Source organism: Brevundimonas sp. KH_058 (assembly GCF_057838505.1).
In genome coordinates this window covers 1,376,826-1,396,882 of the sequence record NZ_CM174469.1, presented here as the reverse complement: position 1 = coordinate 1,396,882, position 20,057 = coordinate 1,376,826, and the positions used below count along the sequence as shown (strand labels likewise).

Annotated in this window: 21 protein-coding genes; 10 read left to right on the top strand and 11 right to left on the bottom strand. The window is 67.6% G+C overall.

Going from position 1 to position 20,057, the window contains the following annotated elements; genetic code table 11:
- Positions 1 to 46 precede the first annotated feature (46 nt).
- Positions 47 to 4,906, top strand: coding sequence for an NAD-glutamate dehydrogenase (locus AC3ISA_RS06625; RefSeq protein WP_489179824.1), 4,860 nt, complete (start codon positions 47 to 49; stop codon positions 4,904 to 4,906).
- Positions 4,907 to 4,985: 79 nt separating this feature from the next.
- Positions 4,986 to 5,453: a universal stress protein gene (locus AC3ISA_RS06620; RefSeq protein WP_489179823.1), complete on the top strand. Its 468-nt coding sequence runs from the start codon at positions 4,986 to 4,988 to the stop codon at positions 5,451 to 5,453.
- A gap of 9 nt (positions 5,454 to 5,462) precedes the next feature.
- Here the strand turns inward: AC3ISA_RS06620 and AC3ISA_RS06615 are convergent, their stop codons facing one another.
- Positions 5,463 to 6,584: an MltA domain-containing protein gene (locus tag AC3ISA_RS06615; RefSeq protein ID WP_489179822.1), complete on the bottom strand. Its 1,122-nt coding sequence runs from the start codon at positions 6,582 to 6,584 to the stop codon at positions 5,463 to 5,465.
- A complete protein-coding gene (timA, locus tag AC3ISA_RS06610; RefSeq protein ID WP_372691744.1) occupies positions 6,584 to 7,222 on the bottom strand; it encodes a TIM44-related membrane protein TimA in 639 nt (212 codons plus the stop codon). Before timA ends, AC3ISA_RS06615 begins: the two co-directional genes overlap by 1 nt.
- A 199-nt stretch (positions 7,223 to 7,421) precedes the next feature.
- On the opposite strand from timA, the gene secB reads away from it, so the two are divergent.
- Together secB and AC3ISA_RS06600 are read left to right on the top strand one after the other, a co-directional pair.
- A complete protein-coding gene (secB, locus tag AC3ISA_RS06605; protein ID WP_489179821.1) occupies positions 7,422 to 7,934 on the top strand; it encodes a protein-export chaperone SecB in 513 nt (170 codons plus the stop codon).
- 60 nt (positions 7,935 to 7,994) lie between these two features.
- On the top strand, positions 7,995 to 8,930 hold the full coding sequence (locus tag AC3ISA_RS06600; RefSeq protein ID WP_489179820.1) for a DMT family transporter: 936 nt from the start codon (positions 7,995 to 7,997) through the stop codon (positions 8,928 to 8,930).
- Positions 8,931 to 9,434: 504 nt separating this feature from the next.
- On the opposite strand, the gene dut is transcribed toward AC3ISA_RS06600, so the two are convergent.
- Positions 9,435 to 9,890: a dUTP diphosphatase gene (dut, locus tag AC3ISA_RS06595; RefSeq protein ID WP_425986969.1), complete on the bottom strand. Its 456-nt coding sequence runs from the start codon at positions 9,888 to 9,890 to the stop codon at positions 9,435 to 9,437.
- Positions 9,887 to 11,116, bottom strand: a complete 1,230-nt coding sequence (gene coaBC / locus AC3ISA_RS06590) for a bifunctional phosphopantothenoylcysteine decarboxylase/phosphopantothenate--cysteine ligase CoaBC (protein WP_489179819.1) — start codon at positions 11,114 to 11,116, stop codon at positions 9,887 to 9,889. Before coaBC ends, dut begins: the two co-directional genes overlap by 4 nt.
- Positions 11,117 to 11,219: 103 nt before the next feature.
- On the opposite strand from coaBC, the gene AC3ISA_RS06585 reads away from it, so the two are divergent.
- Positions 11,220 to 11,732, top strand: a complete 513-nt coding sequence (locus AC3ISA_RS06585) for an S-type pyocin family protein (protein WP_489179818.1) — start codon at positions 11,220 to 11,222, stop codon at positions 11,730 to 11,732.
- Between the two features lie 35 nt (positions 11,733 to 11,767).
- The gene (locus tag AC3ISA_RS06580; RefSeq protein WP_489179817.1) at positions 11,768 to 12,622 is read left to right on the top strand and encodes a haloacid dehalogenase-like hydrolase; all 855 of its coding nucleotides are present in this window, start codon (positions 11,768 to 11,770) and stop codon (positions 12,620 to 12,622) included.
- Here the strand turns inward: AC3ISA_RS06580 and AC3ISA_RS06575 are convergent.
- The 3 genes from AC3ISA_RS06575 to AC3ISA_RS06565 are packed head-to-tail and all read right to left on the bottom strand — an operon-like array spanning position 12,619 to position 14,139.
- A complete protein-coding gene (locus AC3ISA_RS06575; RefSeq protein WP_372691621.1) occupies positions 12,619 to 12,966 on the bottom strand; it encodes a PilZ domain-containing protein in 348 nt (115 codons plus the stop codon). The genes AC3ISA_RS06580 and AC3ISA_RS06575 overlap by 4 nt on opposite strands.
- A complete protein-coding gene (locus AC3ISA_RS06570; RefSeq protein WP_489179816.1) occupies positions 12,963 to 13,817 on the bottom strand; it encodes a kinase in 855 nt (284 codons plus the stop codon). Before AC3ISA_RS06570 ends, AC3ISA_RS06575 begins: the two co-directional genes overlap by 4 nt.
- Position 13,818: 1 nt before the next feature.
- Positions 13,819 to 14,139, bottom strand: coding sequence for a 2Fe-2S iron-sulfur cluster-binding protein (locus AC3ISA_RS06565; protein ID WP_372691619.1), 321 nt, complete (start codon positions 14,137 to 14,139; stop codon positions 13,819 to 13,821).
- 78 nt (positions 14,140 to 14,217) lie between these two features.
- On the opposite strand from AC3ISA_RS06565, the gene AC3ISA_RS06560 reads away from it, so the two are divergent.
- Together AC3ISA_RS06560 and AC3ISA_RS06555 are read left to right on the top strand one after the other, a co-directional pair.
- The gene (locus AC3ISA_RS06560) at positions 14,218 to 14,448 is read left to right on the top strand and encodes a hypothetical protein (protein WP_372691618.1); all 231 of its coding nucleotides are present in this window, start codon (positions 14,218 to 14,220) and stop codon (positions 14,446 to 14,448) included.
- Complete coding sequence (locus tag AC3ISA_RS06555) at positions 14,445 to 14,822, top strand: PIN domain-containing protein (protein ID WP_489179815.1); 378 nt, start codon at positions 14,445 to 14,447, stop codon at positions 14,820 to 14,822. Before AC3ISA_RS06560 ends, AC3ISA_RS06555 begins: the two co-directional genes overlap by 4 nt.
- Positions 14,823 to 14,866: 44 nt before the next feature.
- Here the strand turns inward: AC3ISA_RS06555 and AC3ISA_RS06550 are convergent, their stop codons facing one another.
- The 4 genes from AC3ISA_RS06550 to sdhC are packed head-to-tail and all read right to left on the bottom strand — an operon-like array spanning position 14,867 to position 18,320.
- Positions 14,867 to 15,661 carry a succinate dehydrogenase iron-sulfur subunit gene (locus AC3ISA_RS06550; protein WP_489179814.1) on the bottom strand — a complete coding sequence of 265 codons (795 nt, stop codon included), beginning with the start codon at positions 15,659 to 15,661 and terminating at the stop codon, positions 14,867 to 14,869.
- Position 15,662: 1 nt separating this feature from the next.
- Positions 15,663 to 17,447, bottom strand: coding sequence for a succinate dehydrogenase flavoprotein subunit (sdhA, locus tag AC3ISA_RS06545; RefSeq protein ID WP_489179813.1), 1,785 nt, complete (start codon positions 17,445 to 17,447; stop codon positions 15,663 to 15,665).
- 7 nt (positions 17,448 to 17,454) lie between these two features.
- On the bottom strand, positions 17,455 to 17,859 hold the full coding sequence (gene sdhD / locus AC3ISA_RS06540) for a succinate dehydrogenase, hydrophobic membrane anchor protein (RefSeq protein ID WP_489179812.1): 405 nt from the start codon (positions 17,857 to 17,859) through the stop codon (positions 17,455 to 17,457).
- Positions 17,856 to 18,320 (bottom strand): succinate dehydrogenase, cytochrome b556 subunit, encoded by a 465-nt coding sequence (sdhC, locus tag AC3ISA_RS06535; RefSeq protein WP_489179811.1) that lies wholly within the window; start codon positions 18,318 to 18,320, stop codon positions 17,856 to 17,858. The genes sdhD and sdhC overlap by 4 nt, the downstream gene beginning before the upstream one ends.
- Positions 18,321 to 18,527: 207 nt before the next feature.
- Here sdhC and AC3ISA_RS06530 point away from each other — a divergent pair, with 207 nt between their 5' ends.
- Positions 18,528 to 19,121, top strand: coding sequence for a hypothetical protein (locus tag AC3ISA_RS06530; RefSeq protein WP_489179810.1), 594 nt, complete (start codon positions 18,528 to 18,530; stop codon positions 19,119 to 19,121).
- A 36-nt stretch (positions 19,122 to 19,157) separates the two neighbouring features.
- Positions 19,158 to 20,018, top strand: coding sequence for a pirin family protein (locus tag AC3ISA_RS06525; protein WP_489179809.1), 861 nt, complete (start codon positions 19,158 to 19,160; stop codon positions 20,016 to 20,018).
- Positions 20,019 to 20,057: the final 39 nt, after the last annotated feature.

Below are 20,057 nucleotides of genomic sequence, written 5' to 3'. Positions count from 1 at the left end.
GCCGCATTTCTTGCGGCCCTGCCGCGTTGTTCGAGACTGCTCGTCCATGACCGCCCCCGATCTGCGCCAAACCTCCGTTCAGCCGATCACCAAGGCCGCGCTGGAGGCGGCCTTCGCCAAGATCGTTGGAACCGGGCCCGGTGCAGTCGAACAGGCCTATCTGACCCAGGCGCAAGAGGACTATGCGGCCGACGAGACGCCCGAGCTGAGCGGTGAGGATCTGGCCGCCCTGCTCGCCGCCTCCTGGACCGCCGCCAGGACCTATCCGAACGACGCCGCGGCGCCCGTCATCACCGTCGGCCCGCTTCAGGGCGCGGACGGCAAGGCTCTGGACTACGACCTGGTGCGCATCGTCCAGACGGACGCCCCCTTCCTGGTGGACAGCGTCATGGGCGCCCTGGCCGAGGCCGGGGTCTCGGTGCGCGCCCTGTTCCACCCGGTGGTGGAGCTGGACGGCCGTCGCCTTTCGATCATCATGCTGGTCATCGACAGCGTGCCGCAGGAGCGTCGTGACGCTCTCGGCGAGGGCCTGGCCCAGAGCCTGGCGGACGTGCATGCCGCCGTCGCCGACCATGAGGCCATGGCGGCCCTGATGCGCCAGGCGGTTCAGCGGCTGGAGGCAACGCCGCCGTCGGTCGATCCCGCCGTGCTGGCCGAGAACATCGCCTTCCTGAAATGGCTGAAGAGCGACCATTTCGTCTTCCTGGGCGCACGCGACTACGACTATCCGCTGAACGCGGACGGCGACTACGAGGCCGAGGCGCCCCTGGGCCAGTCCACCGACGGCCTGGGCATTCTGGCCGACCCGGAACGCACCGTGCTGCGCCGCGCGTCCGAGCCGGCGGTCCTGACGCGTCAGATGCGCCGCCAGCTGGACCTCAGCGAGCCGGTGACCGTGGCCAAGGCCAACGCCCGCTCGCGCGTGCATCGCCGCGCCTACATGGATTACGTCGGGGTCAAGCGTTACGGCCCGGACGGCAAGGCCACGGGCGAGACCCGTTTCGTCGGCCTGTTCACCTCTGAGGCTTACGACCAACTGGCGACCGAAGTGCCGCTGCTGCGTCGCAAGGTGGCCAACGCCCTGGCCCGCGCCGACAAGGCGCCGGGCAGCCACAATGAAAAACGCCTCAAGAATATCCTTGAGAATTATCCGCGCGACGAGCTGTTCCAGATCACCGAGGACGAACTGCTGTCCATCGCCCTGGGCATCCTTCACCTCTACGACCGGCCGCGCATCCGCCTGTTCTCGCGTCAGGACCCGTTCGACCGCTTCGTCTCGGTCCTGTGCTTCATCCCGCGCGAGAAGTTCGATTCCGCCGTGCGCGAGCGGATCGGCCAGATCGTCGCCCGCGCCTGGGGCGGCCGGATCTCGGCCTGGTATCCGCAACTGTCGGACGCGCCCCTGGTCCGGGTCCACTACATCATCGGCGTGAACCCCGGTGAGCATCCGATCCCCGATCCGGTTCAGCTGGAGGCCGATGTCGCCGAGGCCGGACGTGGCTGGATCGATCGTTTCGAAGGCGCCCTGCGTCGCTCGGGCGTCGAGGAAGTCGCTGTCGGACCGCTGAGCGCTCAATGGGCCCGCGCCTTCGGGACCGCCTATCGCGACCGCTATGACGCCGACGAGGCCGCGATCGATCTGCAATATGTGAACCGGCTGAATGAGACCGGTCTGCCGGGCGAGGGCAAGGCCGTCGCCGTGCGCGCCTTCCGTTCCATTGACGACAGCCGCCTGCAGTTCCGATTCAAACTCTATCGTCGTGGTCCGGCCGTGCCGCTGTCCGACGTTCTGCCGATCCTGGCGGACATGGGCCTGAAGACGCTGGAGGAGTACGGCTATCCGATCCGGCCGACGGGCGAGACCGAGATCCACGTCCACGAGTTCCTGATGGAGGATCCGCGCGGCGAGGCGCTGATCTTCGACGACGTGAAGGGGCCGTTCGAACAGGCCTTCGCCGCCGTCTGGACCGGCCGCAACGAGAGCGACGGCTTCAACCGGCTGGTGATCGAACTGGGCGTCGAATGGCGCGAGGCCGCCCTGATTCGCACCCTGGCCCACTATCGCCAGCAGACCGGCCTGGACCCATCGCAGACGGTGCAGGAAGAGGCCCTGCGCGAATATCCCGATGTGGCCCGCGCCCTGCTGTCGCTGTTCAAGGCCAAGTTCGAGCCGACCGGCGGCTCGGCCGACGACCGCGCGCCTGCCGTCGCCGAGCTGAACGACAAAATTCTCGCCCTGCTTCAGGACGTGAAGAGCCTGGATCACGACCGGGCCCTGCGCCGGATCGCCGCTCTGATCGGGGCGATCAAGCGCACCAACTATTTCCAGCTGGACGCCGACGGCGCGCCCAAGCCGCACATCGCGATCAAGATCGCCTCGCGCGAGCTGGACGACCTGCCTCTGCCCAAACCCTATCGCGAGATCTTCGTCTGGGCGCCGCACGTCGAGGGCGTCCACCTGCGCTTCGGCCCGGTCGCGCGTGGCGGTCTGCGCTGGTCCGACCGTCGCGATGACTTCCGCACCGAGGTGCTGGGTCTTGTGAAGGCGCAGCAGGTCAAGAACGCCGTCATCGTGCCGGTCGGCTCAAAGGGCGGCTTCTATCCCAAGCAACTGCCCCGCACGACGGACCGCGAGGCCATTCAGGGCGAGGCCATCCGCGCCTATCGCACCTTCCTATCCGGCCTGCTGGACATCACCGACAACATCGCCGCCGACGGTTCCGTGACCCATCCGGCCAATGTTATCGCGTGGGAGGGGGACGACCCCTATCTGGTCGTGGCGGCCGACAAGGGCACGGCGACGTTCTCGGACATCGCCAACGGCGTCTCGGCCTCCTACGGCTTCTGGCTGGGCGACGCCTTCGCCTCGGGCGGCTCCATCGGCTATGACCACAAGGCGATGGGCATCACGGCGCGCGGCGCCTGGGAGGCGGTCAAGCGCCACTTCCGCGAGATGGGCAAGGACATCCAGACCCAGCCCTTCACCATGGTCGGCGTTGGGGACATGTCCGGCGACGTCTTCGGCAACGGCGCCCTTCTGTCCAAGGCCACGCGCCTGGTCGCGGCCTTCGATCACCGCGACATCTTCATTGATCCGAACCCGGATCATGTGGCGAGCTGGACGGAACGCAAGCGCCTGTTCGACCTGCCGCGCTCGTCCTGGCAGGACTACGACAAGGGCCTGATCTCCGAAGGCGGCGGCGTCTTCTCGCGCTCGGCCAAGTCGATCCAGCTGACGCCCCAGATCAAGGCGGCGCTGGACATCACCGACGACGTGCTGGACCCCGTCAGCCTGATCCGCGCCATCCTCAAGGCGCCGGCCGAGCTGCTGTATCTGGGCGGCATCGGCACCTATGTGAAATCGGCGGCCGAGACCGACGCCCAGGTCGGCGACAAGGGCACCGACGCCCTGCGCATCAATGCCGACGAACTGCGGGTCAAGGTGGTGGGCGAGGGCGCCAACCTGGGCTTCACCCAGGCGGGCCGCATCGGCTTCGGCCAGGCCGGCGGCCGGATGAACACCGACGCCATCGACAACTCCGCCGGGGTCGACACGTCCGACCACGAGGTCAACATCAAGATCCTGGTCGGCTCGGCCGTGACCAACGGCGAACTGCCCGTCGAGGAGCGCCCCGCCCTGCTGGCCTCCATGACCGACGAGGTGGGCCTGAAGGTGCTGGCCCACAACTACGACCAGACCCTGGCCCTGACCCTGCAACAGGCCGAGGGCGTCGGCGCTCTGGACGCCCAGCAGCGGTTCATGCAGGCCCTGTCGGCGCGCGGCAAACTGGACCGCAAGGTCGAGGGCCTGCCGAACGATGCCCGCGTCAAGGAGCTGATGGCCGCCGGCATTCCGCTGGCCCGGCCCGAACTGGCGGTCCTGATGGCCTATGCCAAGCTGGAACTGTCGGACGACATCGTCGCCTCGCAAGCGCCCGAGGATCCCTTCTTCGAACAGATTCTGGTCCGCTACTTCCCCGAAGCTCTGGCCCGGTTCGAACCGGAGATGAAGAGCCACCGGCTGCGGCGCGAGATCATCGCCACCGTCATGGCCAACGAAGTCGTCAACATGTGCGGCCCGACCTTCCCCGACCGTCTGCGCGGCTCGGCGGAATGCGACACCACCGCCCTGATCATCGCCTTCGAGGCCGCGCGTCGCGTCTTCCGTCTGGATCAGGCCTGGGACGCCGTCTCGGCCCTGGACCTGAAGATCTCGGCCGAGGCCCAGACGGCCCTCTATCAGGAGATCGCCGTCGTCCTGCGCCGCCAGACCTTCTGGCTGGCCCGTCGCGCCAAGGGCGGCCTGTCGGTCCAGGCCCTGATCGACCGTTATCGTCCCATCGCCGACGCCCTCCAGGCCGAGGGTTCGCTGGTCCTGTCGCGCTTCGAACAGGAGCGTTTGGACGCGCGGGTCAAGACGTTCGCCGACCACGGCGCGCCGGAAGACCTGACCCGCAGCATCGCCATCATGCGTCCGCTGGTCGCCGCCTCCGACATCGGCGATCTGGCGCAGGAGGCGAACTGGCCTGTCGCGGCCATGGCGCGGCTGTATCACCAGGTCGGGGCCGCCTTCGACTTCGACCGTCTGCGCGCCGCCGCCGGCTCCATTCCGTCTGCGGATCATTTCGATCGTCTGGCCGTCCGTCGCCTGATCGAGGATCTGATGAACGAGCAGGCGACCCTGACCCGCGCCGTCGCCCGCGCCTCCGATCCGTCGGTGGGTGTCAGCGAGGATGCGGCCGAGGGCGCCGTGGACGCCTGGATCGGCTCCAAACAGGCTTCGGTCGAGGGCGTGCGCGCCTCGGTGGACGAGATCGAACAGTCCGGCTCGGGCTGGACCTTCGCCAAGCTGACCATCGCCAACGCCACGATCCGCGACCTGGCGACGGCGGCGATGAATGGATAAGCGAGCGATCGTCTTCGGCGCTTGACGAAGCGGGCGTCTCACGGCCTCTTCGGCCCTTGATCAGGCTGGGGAGGCCGCCATGCCGAGAAAATTCCTCGTTGTCGTCGACGACAGCCCCGAGTTCGAGGCCGCCCTGCGGTTCGCCTCGCGCCGGGCGAAATCGACGGGCGGGCGCGTGGTCATGCTGCGCGTCCTGCCGACCGACAGCGACGCCCACTGGTCGGGCGTGCGCGAGGAGATCGAGCGTCAGCAGCGCGAAGAGGCGGAAATTCTGCTGAACCGGGTAGGCGAAGAGGCGATGGCCCGTTCCGGCGCCGCCCCGGTCTTCCTGATCGAACGGGGCGAGGCCCAGGCCGCGATCAAGAAGGTCGTCGCCGCCGATCCCGACATCAAGATCCTGGTCCTGGCGGCGGGAACCGGTTCGCGCGGTCCCGGTCCGCTGGTCTCGGCCATCATCAAACAGGGCGCCCAGCTGGGAGGACGAAAGTTGCCCGTCACCATCGTCCCCGGCGAACTGACCGAGGACGAGATCGAGGACCTGGCCTGAGGGGAGGGCCTAACCCTTCGGGACCAGGCGCCACATCCGCAAAGGGTGGCGCACGGTCCCGGCCTCGGCCCCCGCCGCGTCGCCGCGTCCCATATAGAGGTCGGCCCGCACAGGCCCGCGAATGGCCGATCCCGTGTCCAGCGCCATGGCCAGGCCGCGATAGCTGGCCGTGGCGCCGCGCAGATTGCCGCCGTCGGCCTCCAGCCAGACCAGTTCGCCATAGCGCCAGTGCGCTGAATCTACCGCGATGGCGCGCCGCTCGGTCAGAGGTATCCCCGCCGCGCCGGCCGGATGGCCGTCGTCGTCCGCGTCCAGCCGGAAGAAGATGTAGCGCGGGTTCAGCGCCATGACGGCCTGGGCCTCATAGCCCCGGTGGCTCGCCAGCCAGCCGCGGATGGCGTCGCCCGAGGTGCCGTTCTGGGGCAGCAGGCCCTGCTGGGCCATGGGCCGGGCGATGCCGACGAAGGGCTTGCCGTTGTCGGCGGCGTAGGCGGCCTGGCCGCGTGTCCCATCCTCGAACGTCAGATAGCCCGAGCCCTGAATCTGCAGGAAGAACAGGTCCTCGGCCCGCATCCAGGCCAGGGCCTGATCCGGTCGGGCGCCGGATTCGATATAGGCCCGGTCGCCGGCGCCGCGCGGATTGGCGGGCTTGGGCAGGACGGGGGCCGAGAACTCGGCGTCCTGCCGGCGTCGCGCCGGATACTCGGGCGCGAAATAGGAGGTCAGCAGGCCGGGCCGGCCGTCCGCCGTCGCGGCCGGGACCGCGCTGAAACTGGCCTCGAAGAAGGCGCGGGCGTCGGAAGGGGTGACGGTGGTAGTCGTCGCCATGGCCTTGGCGCGTCCGCAGACGGCGCGCGCCGCCGTATCGCGAGCCGCGCCGCATCCATCCAGATAGGCGCGGAAGGCCGCCAGGTGATCCTCCGCGCTCCATCCCGGCAAAACGGCGGGACTAAGCGCATTGGACGGCGTGGGCTGTTGGGCGCCGGGCGTCGGTGACGGCGTATAGGGAACAGGCCCCGTCTGTGGGCCCACAGGCACGACCGGCGTCATGGGCCCCGTGGAACAGGCTGCGACGGCCAGCACGCTCGCCAGCGTCAGCGGCCAGGCTCCGACCTGCCGCACGACAGACATCAGGCGTTGGCCGGCTCGACGCGGGCCAGGACCCAGTTGGGATCGGCCGCGCCCAGGGTGCGCTCGAACGTCCAGTGTTCGGCCGTGCGACGCTCTTCGATCACCGGCTCGCCGGTCTCGACGTCGGCGGGCTCGCCCGAGACCTTGGTCACGCGGCTGCGCAGCTCGGCCAGGAACCGTACCTTGGCCACGGCCCGGTCGCCCTCGGCGACGGCGCCTTCCAGATCGGCGCGGGGCGGGAACAGGAACTCGACCGCCTCGGTCTCGCCCCGCGTCTCGCGCGCAGCGATGCCGGCCTCGAACGAGGCCATGACATTGGGCTTCAGCAGCGGCTGCAGCGCCGCCCGGTCGCCGGCGGCATAGCCGCGTACGATAGTCTCATACGCCTGACGGGCCCCGTCCAGGAACCGCGCGGGGTCAAAGGCCGGATCGCGCGCCTTCAGCGTGGCGATGGAGGCGAGCGTGGCCGGGTCGATCGCCGGGATCTTGGCCGTCTCGGCCGGCGCCGGGCCGGGCAGGACGGCCTTGGCGTCTTCCTGCGGCTGGCGGCCCACCCGCTTGCCCAGGACGTTATAGAGCTGGAACAGCACGAAGGCCGCGATGAAGGCGAAGACGACGACCTGGAACTGGACAGGTATGTTCAAGGGGGAGATTCCTGTAGCGAAGACGGGCGCGTCAAACGTGTGTCTGGCGTGATTACGGTGTCATATAGGGTGAGGCAAGGCGAAGCGCGCCCCCCAATCGCGCGCGCGACGTTGCGGCCAAGCGTCCCGGCATGGTAGTCGCGGCGCCTCATTGTGGCCTCATCGGCCTCCAATCGCGCCAAAGACCGTTCACATGACCGACGCCGCTCCTCCCACCGAACAGCCCCCGCAAGGCGACGCCCAACAGGGCCAGCCCGCCGGCCCCGGCTTCCGCATCCTGGCCCAGTATGTCCGCGACTTCTCGTTCGAGAACCCGCGCGCCCCGGAATCCCTGCGCATCGACGGCAAGCCGGCCATCGACCTGGGCGTCGAAATGGCCGCCCAGGGCCGCCCCGACGGCCTGTTCGAGCTGGACCTGAAGCTGTCGATCAAGGCGACCCACGAGAACCAGCCCGTCTTCCACGTCGAACTGGTCTATGGCGGCCTGTTCCAGCTGGCCAATGTTCAGGAGCAGGACATCGAGCCCCTGCTGCTGATCGAATGCCCGCGCTATCTGTTCCCGTTCGCCCGCGAGATCATCTCGGGCGCCACGGCCGACGGCGGCTTCTATCCCCCGTTCCAGCTCGACCCCATCGACTTCGCCGCCATCTACATCGCCCGCCAGCAGCAGATCGCCCAACAGCCTGTCGAAACCGGCCAGGCGTAAGCCGTACGACTGGTCCTGCGGCTGGGGCCTTCATCGCCCCGGCCGCATCGAAAGGCGCGGATGGTCAAGGGCGTTCAGGCGACAGGCGGATGCGGCGAGGATGTCGCGCGCGGCATCGCCCTGCGCATCGCGGCCGCCGGGTGTTTTTCGATCATGGCGGCGGTGCTGAAACTGGCGTCGCTGGACGGCGTCGTCGCGCCCGAGATGCTGTTCTACCGCGCCTTCTTCGGCCTGCCGGTGGTGCTGGCCTGGGTGTTGACCCAGCCGGGCGGTCTTGCGGGCCTGACCACGCGCCGGCCCTTCGCCCATGTCGGTCGCAGCGCCCTGGGCATCGTCTCGATCCTGTGCGTCTTCCAGACCCTGACGCTGCTGCCGCTGGCCGACGCCACGACCCTCAGCTTCACCGCCCCCATCTTCGCCACCCTGCTGTCCTTCCTGATCCTGAAGGAAGCCGTCGGGCCACGCCGCTGGGCCGCCGTCGCCGTGGGCTTCATCGGCGTGATCATCGTCATGAGACCGGGGGCGGACCACGCCGTACCGGTCGAGGGGATCGCCTTCGGCCTGGTCGCGGCCCTGCTGACGGCCGGCGTGACCATCACCCTGCGCCAGTTGCGTGACACCGAACATGTCGCCGCCATCGTCTTCTGGTTCTTCGTCGGTTCGTCGATCGTGGGGGCGATCCTGTTGCCCTTCGTCGGTCATTGGCATTCGCCCCTGACCTTCGCCCTGCTGATCGGATCGGGGATCGCCGGCGGCCTGGCCCAGCTGTTCATGACCGCCTCGCTGCAAAAGGCGCCCGTCGCCGTGGTCGCGCCCTTCGACTATCTCCAGATCGTCGGCGCCATCGTCTTCGGCTGGTGGCTGATGTCCACGACCCCGACCCTCAGCACCCTGGCCGGCGCCGCCCTGATCGCAAGCAGCGGCCTCTACACCGCCTGGCGTGAGCACGTCCGCCGCAAGGCCGCCCTGATCCAGCCGACCGCTCCGCCAGTCTGATCAGGTCGCCTTCTTCATATCGATTCATAGCACCCGGAGCGACTCAACGCAGTTCGGGTGAAATCTAAAATTTCGCTCGCGCTGCTGACCTTCAACGCGGCTTAGCGCTGAGCTGCAAGGCGAAGTCAGGCAAATGACAGTCCTCTCGCGTGGGGCAGTCAGCATAGAGTTCAACAAATCGGTCACCTGGGGGTTTAATCTTCACGTAGGCTTGGCCGCCCTCATCAATCCCCCAGCTCGCATTTGAGTCTATCGGTAGATTCAGCCGTGTCTCCGGGGCGTAATGATTTCTGAACCCAAGCCCCTCGTGAATGACGATGGTTTGACCAGCGCTGGACACCGAATAGATGGTCGTGTTCTGGCCCCAAGGCTGAACTTGGACGAACGTCGCCTCCTTTGGCAAACAGAACGTCGCGCCGCAGTTTTCAGGTTCTGCTTTGGCGCAAGCCATAAGCAAGGCGCCGGACGCCAAAAGAGCGCAAACCTTCACGTCAAATGCCCCATCTACCGCCCCGTCGATCCAAACCCGCCCGTCCCGCGCGCAGTGTCGTCCAGTGTCTCCACCTCGACCCAGTCCGCGCGTTCGTGCTTGGCGATCACCAGCTGGGCGATGCGTTCGCCCCGGCGGATGACGAAGGGTTCGGCGCCGATGTTGGCCAGGATCACGCCGCATTCGCCGCGATAGTCGCTGTCGATGGTGCCCGGCGCATTGGGGCAGATGATGCCGTGTTTCAGCGCCAGGCCCGAGCGCGCACGCACCTGGGCCTCGTAGCCCAGCGGCAGAGCGATTTTCAGCCCCGTGGGCACCAGGGCGCGTTGTCCGGGCTCCAGCGTCATCGGTTGATCCTCAGGCACCGCCGCGCGCAGGTCCATGCCCGCCGATCCGGCCGTTTCATAGGCCGGCAGGGGCAGGCCCTCGGAATGCGGCAGGCGTAGGATCTGGATCGTGGTCTCGGTCATTCGGGGGCCTTGAAATGGGCGGCGATACGGGCGGCGACGGCCCGAGCGATGGCGGTCTTGGACTGGCGCGGCCAGGTCTCGGTCTTGTCGGCGGTGACCAGCAGCACGGCGTTGCCGTCCGATCCGAACACGTCGTCGGACACGTCGTTGCCGATGATCCAGTCACAGCCCTTCCTCGACAGCTTGGCTCGCGCATTGGCTTCCAAATCCGTGGTCTCGGCGGCGAAGCCGATGACCAGGGCCGGTCGTTTCGGTCCTGGCGCGGCGATGCCCGCCAGGATGTCGGGGTTCTCGATCAGAGCCAAGGTCGGCGGTCCGCCTGGCCCTTTCTTGATCTTGCCGCCGGCGATGGTGTCCACGCGCCAGTCGGCGACGGCGGCCGACAGCACGGCGATGTCGGCCGGCAAGGCCGCGCGCGTCGCCGCCTGCATCTCCAGCGCGCTCTCCACATCGATCCGCGTCACGCCCGTGGGCGCGTCCAGCGCCGTCGGCCCGGACACCAGCGTCACCTCTGCGCCCAGTTCGGTCAGTGCCGCTGCGATGGCGTAGCCCTGTTTGCCGCTGGAGCGATTGGTCAGGCCCCGCACCGGGTCGATAGGCTCGAACGTCGGCCCGGCCGTAACGACGGCGCGTTTGCCCGCCAGAGGCCGCCCGTCAGCGCCGGCCAGCAGGCCCTCGATGGCCTCCAGGATCGCCGCCGGTTCCGCCATTCGGCCGAAGCCATATTCGCCACAGGCCATCTCGCCCTCGTCCGGTCCGACAACCGCCACGCCGTGGAAGCCGGGAAAGGCCTTCAGCCGTTCCATATTGGCCTGGACCGCCGGATGCTCCCACATCCGCACATTCATGGCCGGCGCCAGCAGCACCCGCTTGTCTGTGGCGATCAGGGTCGTCGAGGCCAGGTCGTCGGCCAGGCCGTTCGCGGCCTTGGCGATCAGTCCCGCCGTCGCCGGCGCCACGACCACCAGATCGGCCCAGCGCGACAGCTCGATATGGCCCATGCTGGTCTCGTCGTCGGGATGGAACAGGCCCGACCGCACCGGATGGCCGCTCAGCGCCGCCAGCGACAGAGGCGTCACGAACTCGGCCCCGGATTCGGTCAGGATCACTCGCGTCTGTCCGCCCGCCTTGGCGATCAACCGCACCAGCTCCAGCGCCTTGTAGGCCGCGATGCCGCCGCCGACGATCAGCAGGATCTTGCGGTTCGAAAGGGGGCGATTGTCCATGTCTTCCGTCTAGCCGCCCCGCGTGACGCCGTCGAGACGAGAACATTGCGCGAACAATAAAGTTGTGCTTTCGTCGCGTTCAGCGGGTATCTGGAGGGAAAGAATGAGAACGCTGATGAGGGGAGGGGCCTTGCTGGCCCTGTGCGGACTGCTGGGGCTGAGCGCCTGCGACAACAGTTCGGCGGTCGAGACGCGAGACCGGACGGCGACGGCCGAGCCGGTGGCCCTGACCTCAATGCCCGCGACGGGCGAAGACGCCACGACGCCGCAGGAGAAACCGGTCCTGACCGCCAATCGACGCGAGACCGTCGATGCGAAAATCACCCGTCTCTACGACCGCAACGGCGCCGACTTCGACGCCCGCTCGGCCGAAGAATATTTGGATAAGGTCACCGCCTTCACCACCAAGCCGCCCAGCGACGCCGAGACGGTGAAACGGCCCAACGGCGACACCCTGATCTATCAGGCCTCGACCAACACCTTCGCCGTGGTGGCCAGAAACGGCTCGCCGCGCACGATGTTCAAGCCGACGACGGGCGCCGACTACTGGGCCGAGCAGAAGGCGGCCGCCCCCACCTTCGGCCAGCGTCGCCAATCGACGGGCGCGGCGGGCTGATATAGAGGGCGGGTTCCACCAAGGATCTCGCCCTCATGTCCGACCCCAAGACCCCGCTGCTGAAGACCGCCCTGATCTATGATTTCGACGGCACCCTGGCGCGCGGCAACATGCAGGAGGTGTCGTTCATCCCCTCGGTGGGCATGGGCATCGGCGCCTTCTGGGAGGAGGCCGAGCGCCTGACCAAGGACGCCGACGGCGACGGCATCCTGATGTACATGCAGCTGATGCTGCATCACGCCCGCCAGAACGGCGCGCCGGTGACGCGCGAGACCCTGCGCCAGCACGGCGAGGCCGTTGCCCTGTTCGAGGGTCTGAAGGATCTCAGCTGGTTCGACCGGATGAACGCCTTCGGCGCCAAATACGGGCTGGAGATCGAGCACTACATCATCTCGGCCGGGCTGGAGGAGATGATCGACGGCACGCCGATCCGGCCCGCCCTGAACCACGTTTTCGCGTCCCACTATGTCTATGACGAAAAGGGTGAGGCGGCCTGGCCGGCCGTGGGCGTCAACTACACCACCAAGACCCAGTATCTGTTCCGCATCAACAAGGGGGTGAAGAACCACTGGGAGCACGAGCGGATCAACCACTTCATCCCCGACGACGAGCGCGCCGTGCCGTTCGACCGGATGATCTTCATCGGCGACGGCGACACCGACGTGCCGACCATGAAGATGATGCACACCAAGGGCGGCTTCTCAATCGCCGTCTATGACCCGCGCTCGAACGAGAAGGATCAGAAGAAGGTCTATTCCCTGATCTCGGAGGACCGCGTCAACTTCGTCGCCGCCGCCGACTACCGCGAGGGTTCGGCGCTCGATTTGATCGTCAAGGGACTGGTGGGCCGGATCGCCATCAACGCCGGCTCCATGCCCGCCGGGCTCTAGCGGCCCCCGGCCCTCAGCCAGGCCTCGCGCGCTCCGATCAGCCGGGCGGGCGCGAGGCCGCGCAAGGATTTGGCGCCCGTCTGTCTCAAGCCCGCCTCGTTCGTCCTCTGCCACACGACGGTCGCGGGATAGGCCACGGCTTGCTCGACGTCGACCACCACCACCTCGCGCGGCAGGGCGGCGCCCCGGTCCAGCCGCACCTTCATGCCGCCGTCCGACAGATCGACGATCAGACACGCCGTCTCCACGCCGGGCGCACAGACGACGCCACGCGCATTGGCCGGACGACGCGTCGCCGACCGTCTGTCTTCCGTGGCGGCGGGTTTGGATCCAAACAAGCTCATGGTTCGATAACGCGCGAGGCCGGCTCCGGCCCCACGCCCCCTGTCGCCGCGAGGAAATCCGCGCCCTCCAGGCCCACGATCCGGCGATCCCGGTCCAGTTCGACGACCAGGTCGGCGGCGACGCCGCCTTCGATCATGTGCCGGGTCAGTCGCTCATAGTGCTGGACGAAGACCGCCAGGGCCGCACGCCGCTCCGGCGGCACGGCGTCGCGCTTCATCAGTCCGGCCTCCTGTTCGCAGCGCCAATCCAGAACGACATCGAACGACGGCGCCTTCAGGAAGATCAAGGCGTCCAGCCGCGCGCGCAGCGGCGCATAGTCCCTAGCCAAGACATCGTTGACCGCACGCCGCCACAGGCCATCCGCATCCTGCGCGTCCTCCAGCGCATTGATCGGCGCGACCAGGGCCGTCTCCGCCTGCGCCGTCGCCCCCAGGCACCACCCCTCCAGCACGATCACCCTCGGCCGCCCCTGCACGACGGGCCAGTCCGCCTCGGGCGCCCGGTCGTCGGTCAGCTTGTCGAACAGGGGCAGCGGCGTCCGGTCGCCCGGACCCGCACTCGAAAGCCGGTCCAGAAGCCGCAGCAGCAAACCCAGGTCATGCGTTCCCGGCGGCCCGCGCGTGGCGAACAGCGGATGCATCCGCGCCGCCAGATCCGCTCGCTCGGCCTTGGTCAGATAGACGTCGTCCAGCGATAGGGCCGCCCCGCCGAACCGCTCGGCCACGTCCTGCGCCAGGGTGGATTTTCCAGACCCTTGCGACCCTGAGATCCCCAAGATCGGCGGCAGTCCGGCCGGGTCGGCTTGTTGGATCCAGCGGCCGATCCTCTCGATCAGCCCCGGCTCGTCCATTTCAGTGCTGGTTCTGCGGCAACCGCACGACCAGGCCGCTCAGCGCGTCCGAGACGCGGATCTGGCACGACAGCCGGCTGTTGGGCTCGACCTCTTCGGCGAAGTCCAGCATCGACTCCTCCATGGCGCTGGGCTTGCCCGTCGCCTCGCGCCAGGCCTCGTCGACATAAATGTGGCAGGTGGCGCAGGCGCAGGCCCCGCCACAGTCCGCGTCGATGCCCGGCACATTGTTGCGGATCGCGCCTTCCATCACGGAAAGCCCCGGCTTCACGTCGACGACGTGCTCGGTTCCGTCATGCTCGATATAGGTGATGCTGGCCATGGGCCGCTCATATCAAGCCATGCCGCCCGCGCAAGACCGTAAGTTGGCGCCAGCATCGCTATATGGCATTATCGACGCATGAACGACATGCGCAAGATCACCGCCATCCTGCCGGCCCGCCTCCTGGCGGCGGCTCAGGATGCGACGGGCCAGGGCGTGACGGAAACCCTGCGTCGGGCGCTCGAAACCCTGGCGCATTCGGATTGGAGTCGTCGCATGCTGGCCCTAGAAGGGCGCGCGCCGTTGGACGTCGATCTCGACGACCTGCGCCAGGATCGCACGCTGGACGGATCGGACCGCGCGGTTTGATCGCCGCCGACACCAGCGCGGTCCTGCATTTCCTGCACGGCTTCGATGGGCCCGCACGACCGGCGGTTCGCCGCGCCCTTCTCGACGAGCGGCTGGTGCTGCCGCCGCTGGTTCTGACGGAACTGCTGTCCGCCGCGTCGCCTGAAAGCGATCTCGACGCCCTGCTGGGCGCAGCGCCACTCGTACCGGTAATCGAGGGCTATTGGGAAAGGGCGGCGCTCAATCGCCGCGCGCTCGCGATGCGCGGTCTCAAGGCGCGCCTGGCCGACGCCCTGATCGCCCAGTCCTGCATCGATGCGGGAATTCCGTTGATCTCCGGCGATTCCGACTTTCGTCATTTCGCCGCCCACTGCGGGCTCACGCTGGCCGATTAGAAGACAACAAAAACCCCCGAAGCGGTGCTCCGGGGGTTTCTAAATCAGGCCGCCTTCTTGCGGCTAGGCGAAACCATCAGCTTCTTGGTCTCGGCGATGGCCTTGGCCGGGTTCAGCCCCTTGGGGCAGACCTGGGCGCAGTTCATGATCGTGTGGCAGCGATACAGTTTGAACGGATCTTCCAGGTCGTCCAGACGCTTGTCGGTCGCGTCGTCGCGGCTGTCGGAAATCCAGCGATAGGATTGCAGCAGCGCCGCCGGGCCGAGGTATTCTTCCTGATTCCACCAGTAGCTGGGGCAGGAGGTCGAGCAGCAGGCGCACAGGATGCACTCGTACAGGCCGTCCAGCTTCTCGCGCTCAGCCGGGGTCTGCAGGCGTTCTTTTTCCGGGTCCGGCTCGTCCGATTGCAGATACGGCTGGATCGAGTCGTACTGGGCGTAGAACAGGCTCAGGTCCGTCACCAGGTCCTTGACCACCGGCTGGTGGGGCAGGGGGGCGATGGTGATGTTGTGCGACGCGCACTCGTCCCAGCCCTTGGTGCAGGCCAGGGCGTTGCGTCCGTCCACGTTCATCGAGCACGAACCGCAGATGCCTTCGCGGCACGAGCGCCGGAACGACAGGGTCGGGTCGATGGTGTTCTTGATGTGGATCAGGGCGTCCAGCAGCATGGGGCCGTGGTCGCCGGTCGGCACCTCATAGGTGTCCCAGCGCGGGTCCGCATCGACCTCGGGGTCGTAGCGATAGACCTTGTAGGTCTTGACGTCCTTGGACCCCGGCGCGGCCTTATGGACCTTGCCCGTCGTCGGCTTGGAGCCTCTGGGGAGAGTAAGCTGGACCATCTTAGTAAACCCGCGCCTTCGGTTCGATATACGCGATGTCGTCGGACATGGTGTAGTTGTGGACCGGACGATAATCGATCTGGACCTGCTCGCCCGGACGCTTCCACGCCAGGGTGTGCTTCATCCATCTTGCATCATCCCTATCGGGATAGTCCTCGCGGGCGTGGGCGCCGCGCGATTCCGTGCGGTTCAGACCGCCCTCGATGGTGACCATCGCCTGGGCGATCAGGTTGTCATATTCCAGCGTCTCGATCAGATCAGTGTTCCAGATCAGGCCGCGATCCGTGGTCTTGATGTCGGCGCCGGCCGCCTCGATGGCGCGCAGCTTGTCGGTGCCCTGTTGCAGGGTCTCGCCGGTGCGGAACACCGCCGCATCGGCCTGCATGGCCTTCTGCATCGACAGGCGCAGTTCGGCGGTCGGGGTCGAGCCGTCGGCGTAGCGGAAGCGGTCCAGGCGGGCCAGGTGCTGGTCGGTCTGCGACTTGGAGGCCGACGGCACGGCCGAGGCCTTGTCGACGACTTCACCGCAGCGCAGGCCGACGGCGCGGCCGAACACCACCAGATCGGTCAGGGAGTTGGAGCCCAGGCGGTTGGCGCCGTGCACCGAAACGCAGGCCGCCTCGCCCACGGCCATCAGGCCCGGAACCACGCTGTCGGGGTTGCCGTCGCGCAGCGTCAGCACCTCGCCGTGATAGTTCGTGGGGATGCCGCCCATGTTGTAGTGGACGGTCGGCAGGACCGGGATCGGCTCCTTGGTCACGTCGACGCCGGCGAAGATCTTGGCCGACTCCGAGATGCCCGGCAGGCGCTGGTGCAGGATCTTCGGATCCAGGTGGTCCAGGTGCAGGTAGATGTGGTCCTTGTTCGGACCCACGCCCCGGCCTTCACGGATTTCGATGGTCATGGAGCGCGAGACCATGTCGCGCGGCGCCAGATCCTTCACGGTCGGCGCATAACGCTCCATGAAGCGCTCGCCTTCGGAGTTGGTCAGGTAGCCGCCCTCGCCCCGCGCGCCCTCGGTGATCAGGCAGCCGGCGCCGTAGATGCCGGTCGGGTGGAACTGGACGAACTCCATGTCCTGCAGCGGCAGGCCGGCGCGCAGCACCATCGCATTGCCGTCGCCGGTGCAGGTGTGGGCCGAGGTGGCGCTGAAATAGGCGCGGCCGTATCCGCCGGTCGCCAGCACCACCATCTTGGCGCGGAACTGGTGAAGCTGGCCGTTGTCGAGCTGAAGCGCGGTGACGCCGGTGCATGCGCCGTCCTGCATGATCAGGTCCAGCGCGAAATATTCGACGAAGAACTTCACTTCGCGACGCACCGACTGGCCGTACAGGGTGTGCAGGATGGCGTGGCCGGTGCGGTCGGCGGCGGCGCAGGTGCGCTGCACCGGGCCTTCGCCGAAGTTGCGGGTCATTCCGCCAAAGGCGCGCTGATAGATCTTGCCTTCTTCGGTGCGGCTGAACGGCACGCCCCAGTGTTCCAGCTCATAGACGGCCTTGGGCGCGTTCCTGACCAGATATTCGATCGAGTCCTGGTCGCCCAGCCAGTCCGACCCCTTGACGGTGTCGTACATGTGCCACTGCCAGCTGTCCTCGCCCATATTGCCGAGCGAGGCGGAGATGCCGCCCTGGGCCGCGACGGTGTGGGAGCGGGTCGGGAAGACCTTGGTCACGCAGGCGACCTTCAGGCCTTGCTGGGCGGCGCCCAGTGCGGCGCGAAGGCCCGAGCCCCCGGCGCCGACGACGACGACGTCGTATTCGTGGTCGATAAGTTCGTAAGCAGTCATTACGGGATCAGGCTCCGAAGCCGGCGGGCAGCGGCGCAGAACCCAGCGCCAGCCGCACGATGAAGAAGACGCTGGCGGCGGCCAGCACGACGAAGACAATGTTGATCAGGCCGACCAGCAGGCCGCGCGTCCGCACGTCCGGCACGTAGTCTTCCAGGATCACTTTCCAGGCCAGGCTGACATAGCCGAAGAACACCACGACGGTGATGGCCAGCAGGCCCGCGTTCAGCGGATTGGCGAACCAGGCCAGCACAGCGTCATATCCGGCGCCTGCCAGGGTGAAGCCGGTCGAGGCGACCCACAGGCCCAGCGGCAGCAGGGCGACCAGCAGAACGCGCTCGATCAGCCATTCGCCGGCGCCGTGGCGCTCGGAAACCTTGACGTTGTTCTTGAACTTGGCGGCGCTGCTCACAGCGAGACCCTCCCGACGGCGAACAGGACGACCCAGAACAGCACGGCCAGCGGGACCGGCGCCCAGACGGCGATATTGGACAACAGCGTCGCCGACTTCACCGTCAGGCCGTTGCCGGTGTCGTTATAGGTGTGACGCGCGCCGTTCAGGATGAAGGAGAACAGCACCACCGTCAGGCCGAAGCCGATGAACAAACCCAGCGGCGAACCCGCCAGCGACGCGAAGCAGGCGTAGTGCTCGGCGCCAAAGGCCATTGCGCCCAGCCAGCCGATGACGAAGACGGATCCGACGGTGGCGGCGATGATCGTGGCCCGGAACAGGATCGAGGCCGTCATGGTGACGTGCCAGCGCCAGACGCTCATGTGGGGCGATAGAGGCGCGGTGTGACCGTTCGGTTGGGTGACGAAGCGACCGGTCCGGTCGCTAGAGGCGCCACCCGGCGTCGGGCTGGGCTGGGTCATGCGAATGGTTCTCAAAAGCGAATGAATTCAATCGCCGTGTGCGGTTGCGAAGGCTTTTGTGACCCTGGGGGGCCGGTGTCAACGCACAGCGGCGAACATCGACGCATTGTCGTTTCTACGATCGTTCCATCACGGCGGATCACGTTTGCGTTCGCAAGCCCATGGACGGCTAGCCGATGCAGGGCGGTATTTGGCACGGTGGGCCTCATGATCCTGTTCGCCCTGATCTCCGTCGTCGCCTTGGAGCCCGCCATCCAGACCACGGGTCTGCTGGACGCTACGCCCGAGACCTATCAGGCGCCGGTCGTCCGCCCGTTCGAGCCGCCCTCCGACTTCGGTCGCGAAGAGGCGCAGGGCGACGCTGCGACCGATCGGCACCGCCGTCCCCTGACCGCCCCCGTCGACGTGAACGCCTATGTCGGCAGTTACGAGGTCAGCCCCACCGACGCAGAGATCGCCTATGATCAGGGCGTGGCCCAGGCTCAGATCGACGCGGACGCCCGCAGCGGTCCTCTGGACGGCCGCTGGCGCGTGACCAGTTCCGATGGAAGACCCCTGCTGTCCCTGGCTCTGACCGACCTCGGCGGGGGGCGGATGATCGAAGGCGCCTGGCGTCGGCTGGACGCCCCGGCCGGGACCGACCAGGGCGGCCCAGCCGGCCCGGCTTCGAAGAGCGGCGACATCGCCGTCATCCCCCTGTCCGGCGGCGAACTGCATCTGCAACCCGCCGCCAGGGGCTGGACCGGCGAACTGATCCAGAACGGCCGCGCCCGACCGGTGACGGTCTCGCGCGCGGGCTAACTCGCCATCGCCTATTCGTCACCCTATATGTGGCGAATGACCCAGCCCCGTTCCGTCCTTCGCCTGCATCCGGCCCACCGCGACGACATCGGCGATCTGATCACGCGTCGCCCCGTGCCCGGTCCCGGCCTGGATCAGGTCGATCCCTTCCTGTTCCTGAACCACCACGGGCCCCAGACCTATGCGCCGGGCAACAATGGCCTGCCGTTCGGCCCCCACCCGCACCGGGGCTTCGAGACCGTGACCTTCATCCTCGACGGCGAACTGGCCCACCACGATTCCGGCGGCGGCGAGAGCATCATCAAGGCGGGCGGCATCCAGTGGATGACCGCAGGTTCCGGCCTGATCCACGCCGAACTGTCCCCGGCCGCCTTCAAGCGCGACGGCGGGCCGATGGAAATCCTGCAGCTGTGGGTGAACCTGCCGTCGCGGCTCAAGATGACCAAGCCGGACTATGTGGGCCTGCAGAAGTCCGACATCCCGACCTTCACCACCGAGGCCGGCGTCACGGTCGAGCCCATCTCCGGCGAATGGCTGGGCGTCGCGGCCCCGATCCAGTCCCTGATCGACATCCATCTGGCCGTCGTCCGCCTGCCCGCTGGCGCGGCGTTCGAGACGCCCGTCGCCCCCGGTCGCAACGTCTTCCTGTATGGCGTCAAGGGCGAGGTCTCGGTCGCCGGAACCGCCGTGCCGCAATGGAACCTCGCCGCCCTGGGCGACGGCAACACGGTCGAGATCACGGCCCAGACCGACGCCGTCGTCCTGCTAGGCCATGCCGAACCCATAAACGAGCCGGTCTTCAGCCACGGCCCCTTCGTCATGAACACCCGCGAAGAGATCATCCAGGCGGTCCAAGACTACCAGGCCGGCAAGTTCGGCCCGCCGCCACGCGTTTGAGTGCGGCGTGCGGAGGTGATGCGCTCGCCGCCAAAACCC

Coding starts and splice junctions, on each gene's coding strand:
- AC3ISA_RS06625 (WP_489179824.1), top strand. CDS start 47: ATGACCGCCCCCGATCTGCGCCAAACCTCCGTTCAGCCGATCACCAAG.
- AC3ISA_RS06620 (WP_489179823.1), top strand. CDS start 4,986: ATGCCGAGAAAATTCCTCGTTGTCGTCGACGACAGCCCCGAGTTCGAG.
- AC3ISA_RS06615 (WP_489179822.1), bottom strand. CDS start 6,584: ATGTCTGTCGTGCGGCAGGTCGGAGCCTGGCCGCTGACGCTGGCGAGC.
- secB (WP_489179821.1), top strand. CDS start 7,422: ATGACCGACGCCGCTCCTCCCACCGAACAGCCCCCGCAAGGCGACGCC.
- AC3ISA_RS06600 (WP_489179820.1), top strand. CDS start 7,995: ATGGTCAAGGGCGTTCAGGCGACAGGCGGATGCGGCGAGGATGTCGCG.
- dut (WP_425986969.1), bottom strand. CDS start 9,890: ATGACCGAGACCACGATCCAGATCCTACGCCTGCCGCATTCCGAGGGC.
- coaBC (WP_489179819.1), bottom strand. CDS start 11,116: ATGGACAATCGCCCCCTTTCGAACCGCAAGATCCTGCTGATCGTCGGC.
- AC3ISA_RS06585 (WP_489179818.1), top strand. CDS start 11,220: ATGAGAACGCTGATGAGGGGAGGGGCCTTGCTGGCCCTGTGCGGACTG.
- AC3ISA_RS06580 (WP_489179817.1), top strand. CDS start 11,768: ATGTCCGACCCCAAGACCCCGCTGCTGAAGACCGCCCTGATCTATGAT.
- AC3ISA_RS06575 (WP_372691621.1), bottom strand. CDS start 12,966: ATGAGCTTGTTTGGATCCAAACCCGCCGCCACGGAAGACAGACGGTCG.
- AC3ISA_RS06570 (WP_489179816.1), bottom strand. CDS start 13,817: ATGGACGAGCCGGGGCTGATCGAGAGGATCGGCCGCTGGATCCAACAA.
- AC3ISA_RS06565 (WP_372691619.1), bottom strand. CDS start 14,139: ATGGCCAGCATCACCTATATCGAGCATGACGGAACCGAGCACGTCGTC.
- AC3ISA_RS06560 (WP_372691618.1), top strand. CDS start 14,218: ATGAACGACATGCGCAAGATCACCGCCATCCTGCCGGCCCGCCTCCTG.
- AC3ISA_RS06550 (WP_489179814.1), bottom strand. CDS start 15,661: ATGGTCCAGCTTACTCTCCCCAGAGGCTCCAAGCCGACGACGGGCAAG.
- sdhA (WP_489179813.1), bottom strand. CDS start 17,447: ATGACTGCTTACGAACTTATCGACCACGAATACGACGTCGTCGTCGTC.
- sdhC (WP_489179811.1), bottom strand. CDS start 18,320: ATGACCCAGCCCAGCCCGACGCCGGGTGGCGCCTCTAGCGACCGGACC.
- AC3ISA_RS06530 (WP_489179810.1), top strand. CDS start 18,528: ATGATCCTGTTCGCCCTGATCTCCGTCGTCGCCTTGGAGCCCGCCATC.
- AC3ISA_RS06525 (WP_489179809.1), top strand. CDS start 19,158: ATGACCCAGCCCCGTTCCGTCCTTCGCCTGCATCCGGCCCACCGCGAC.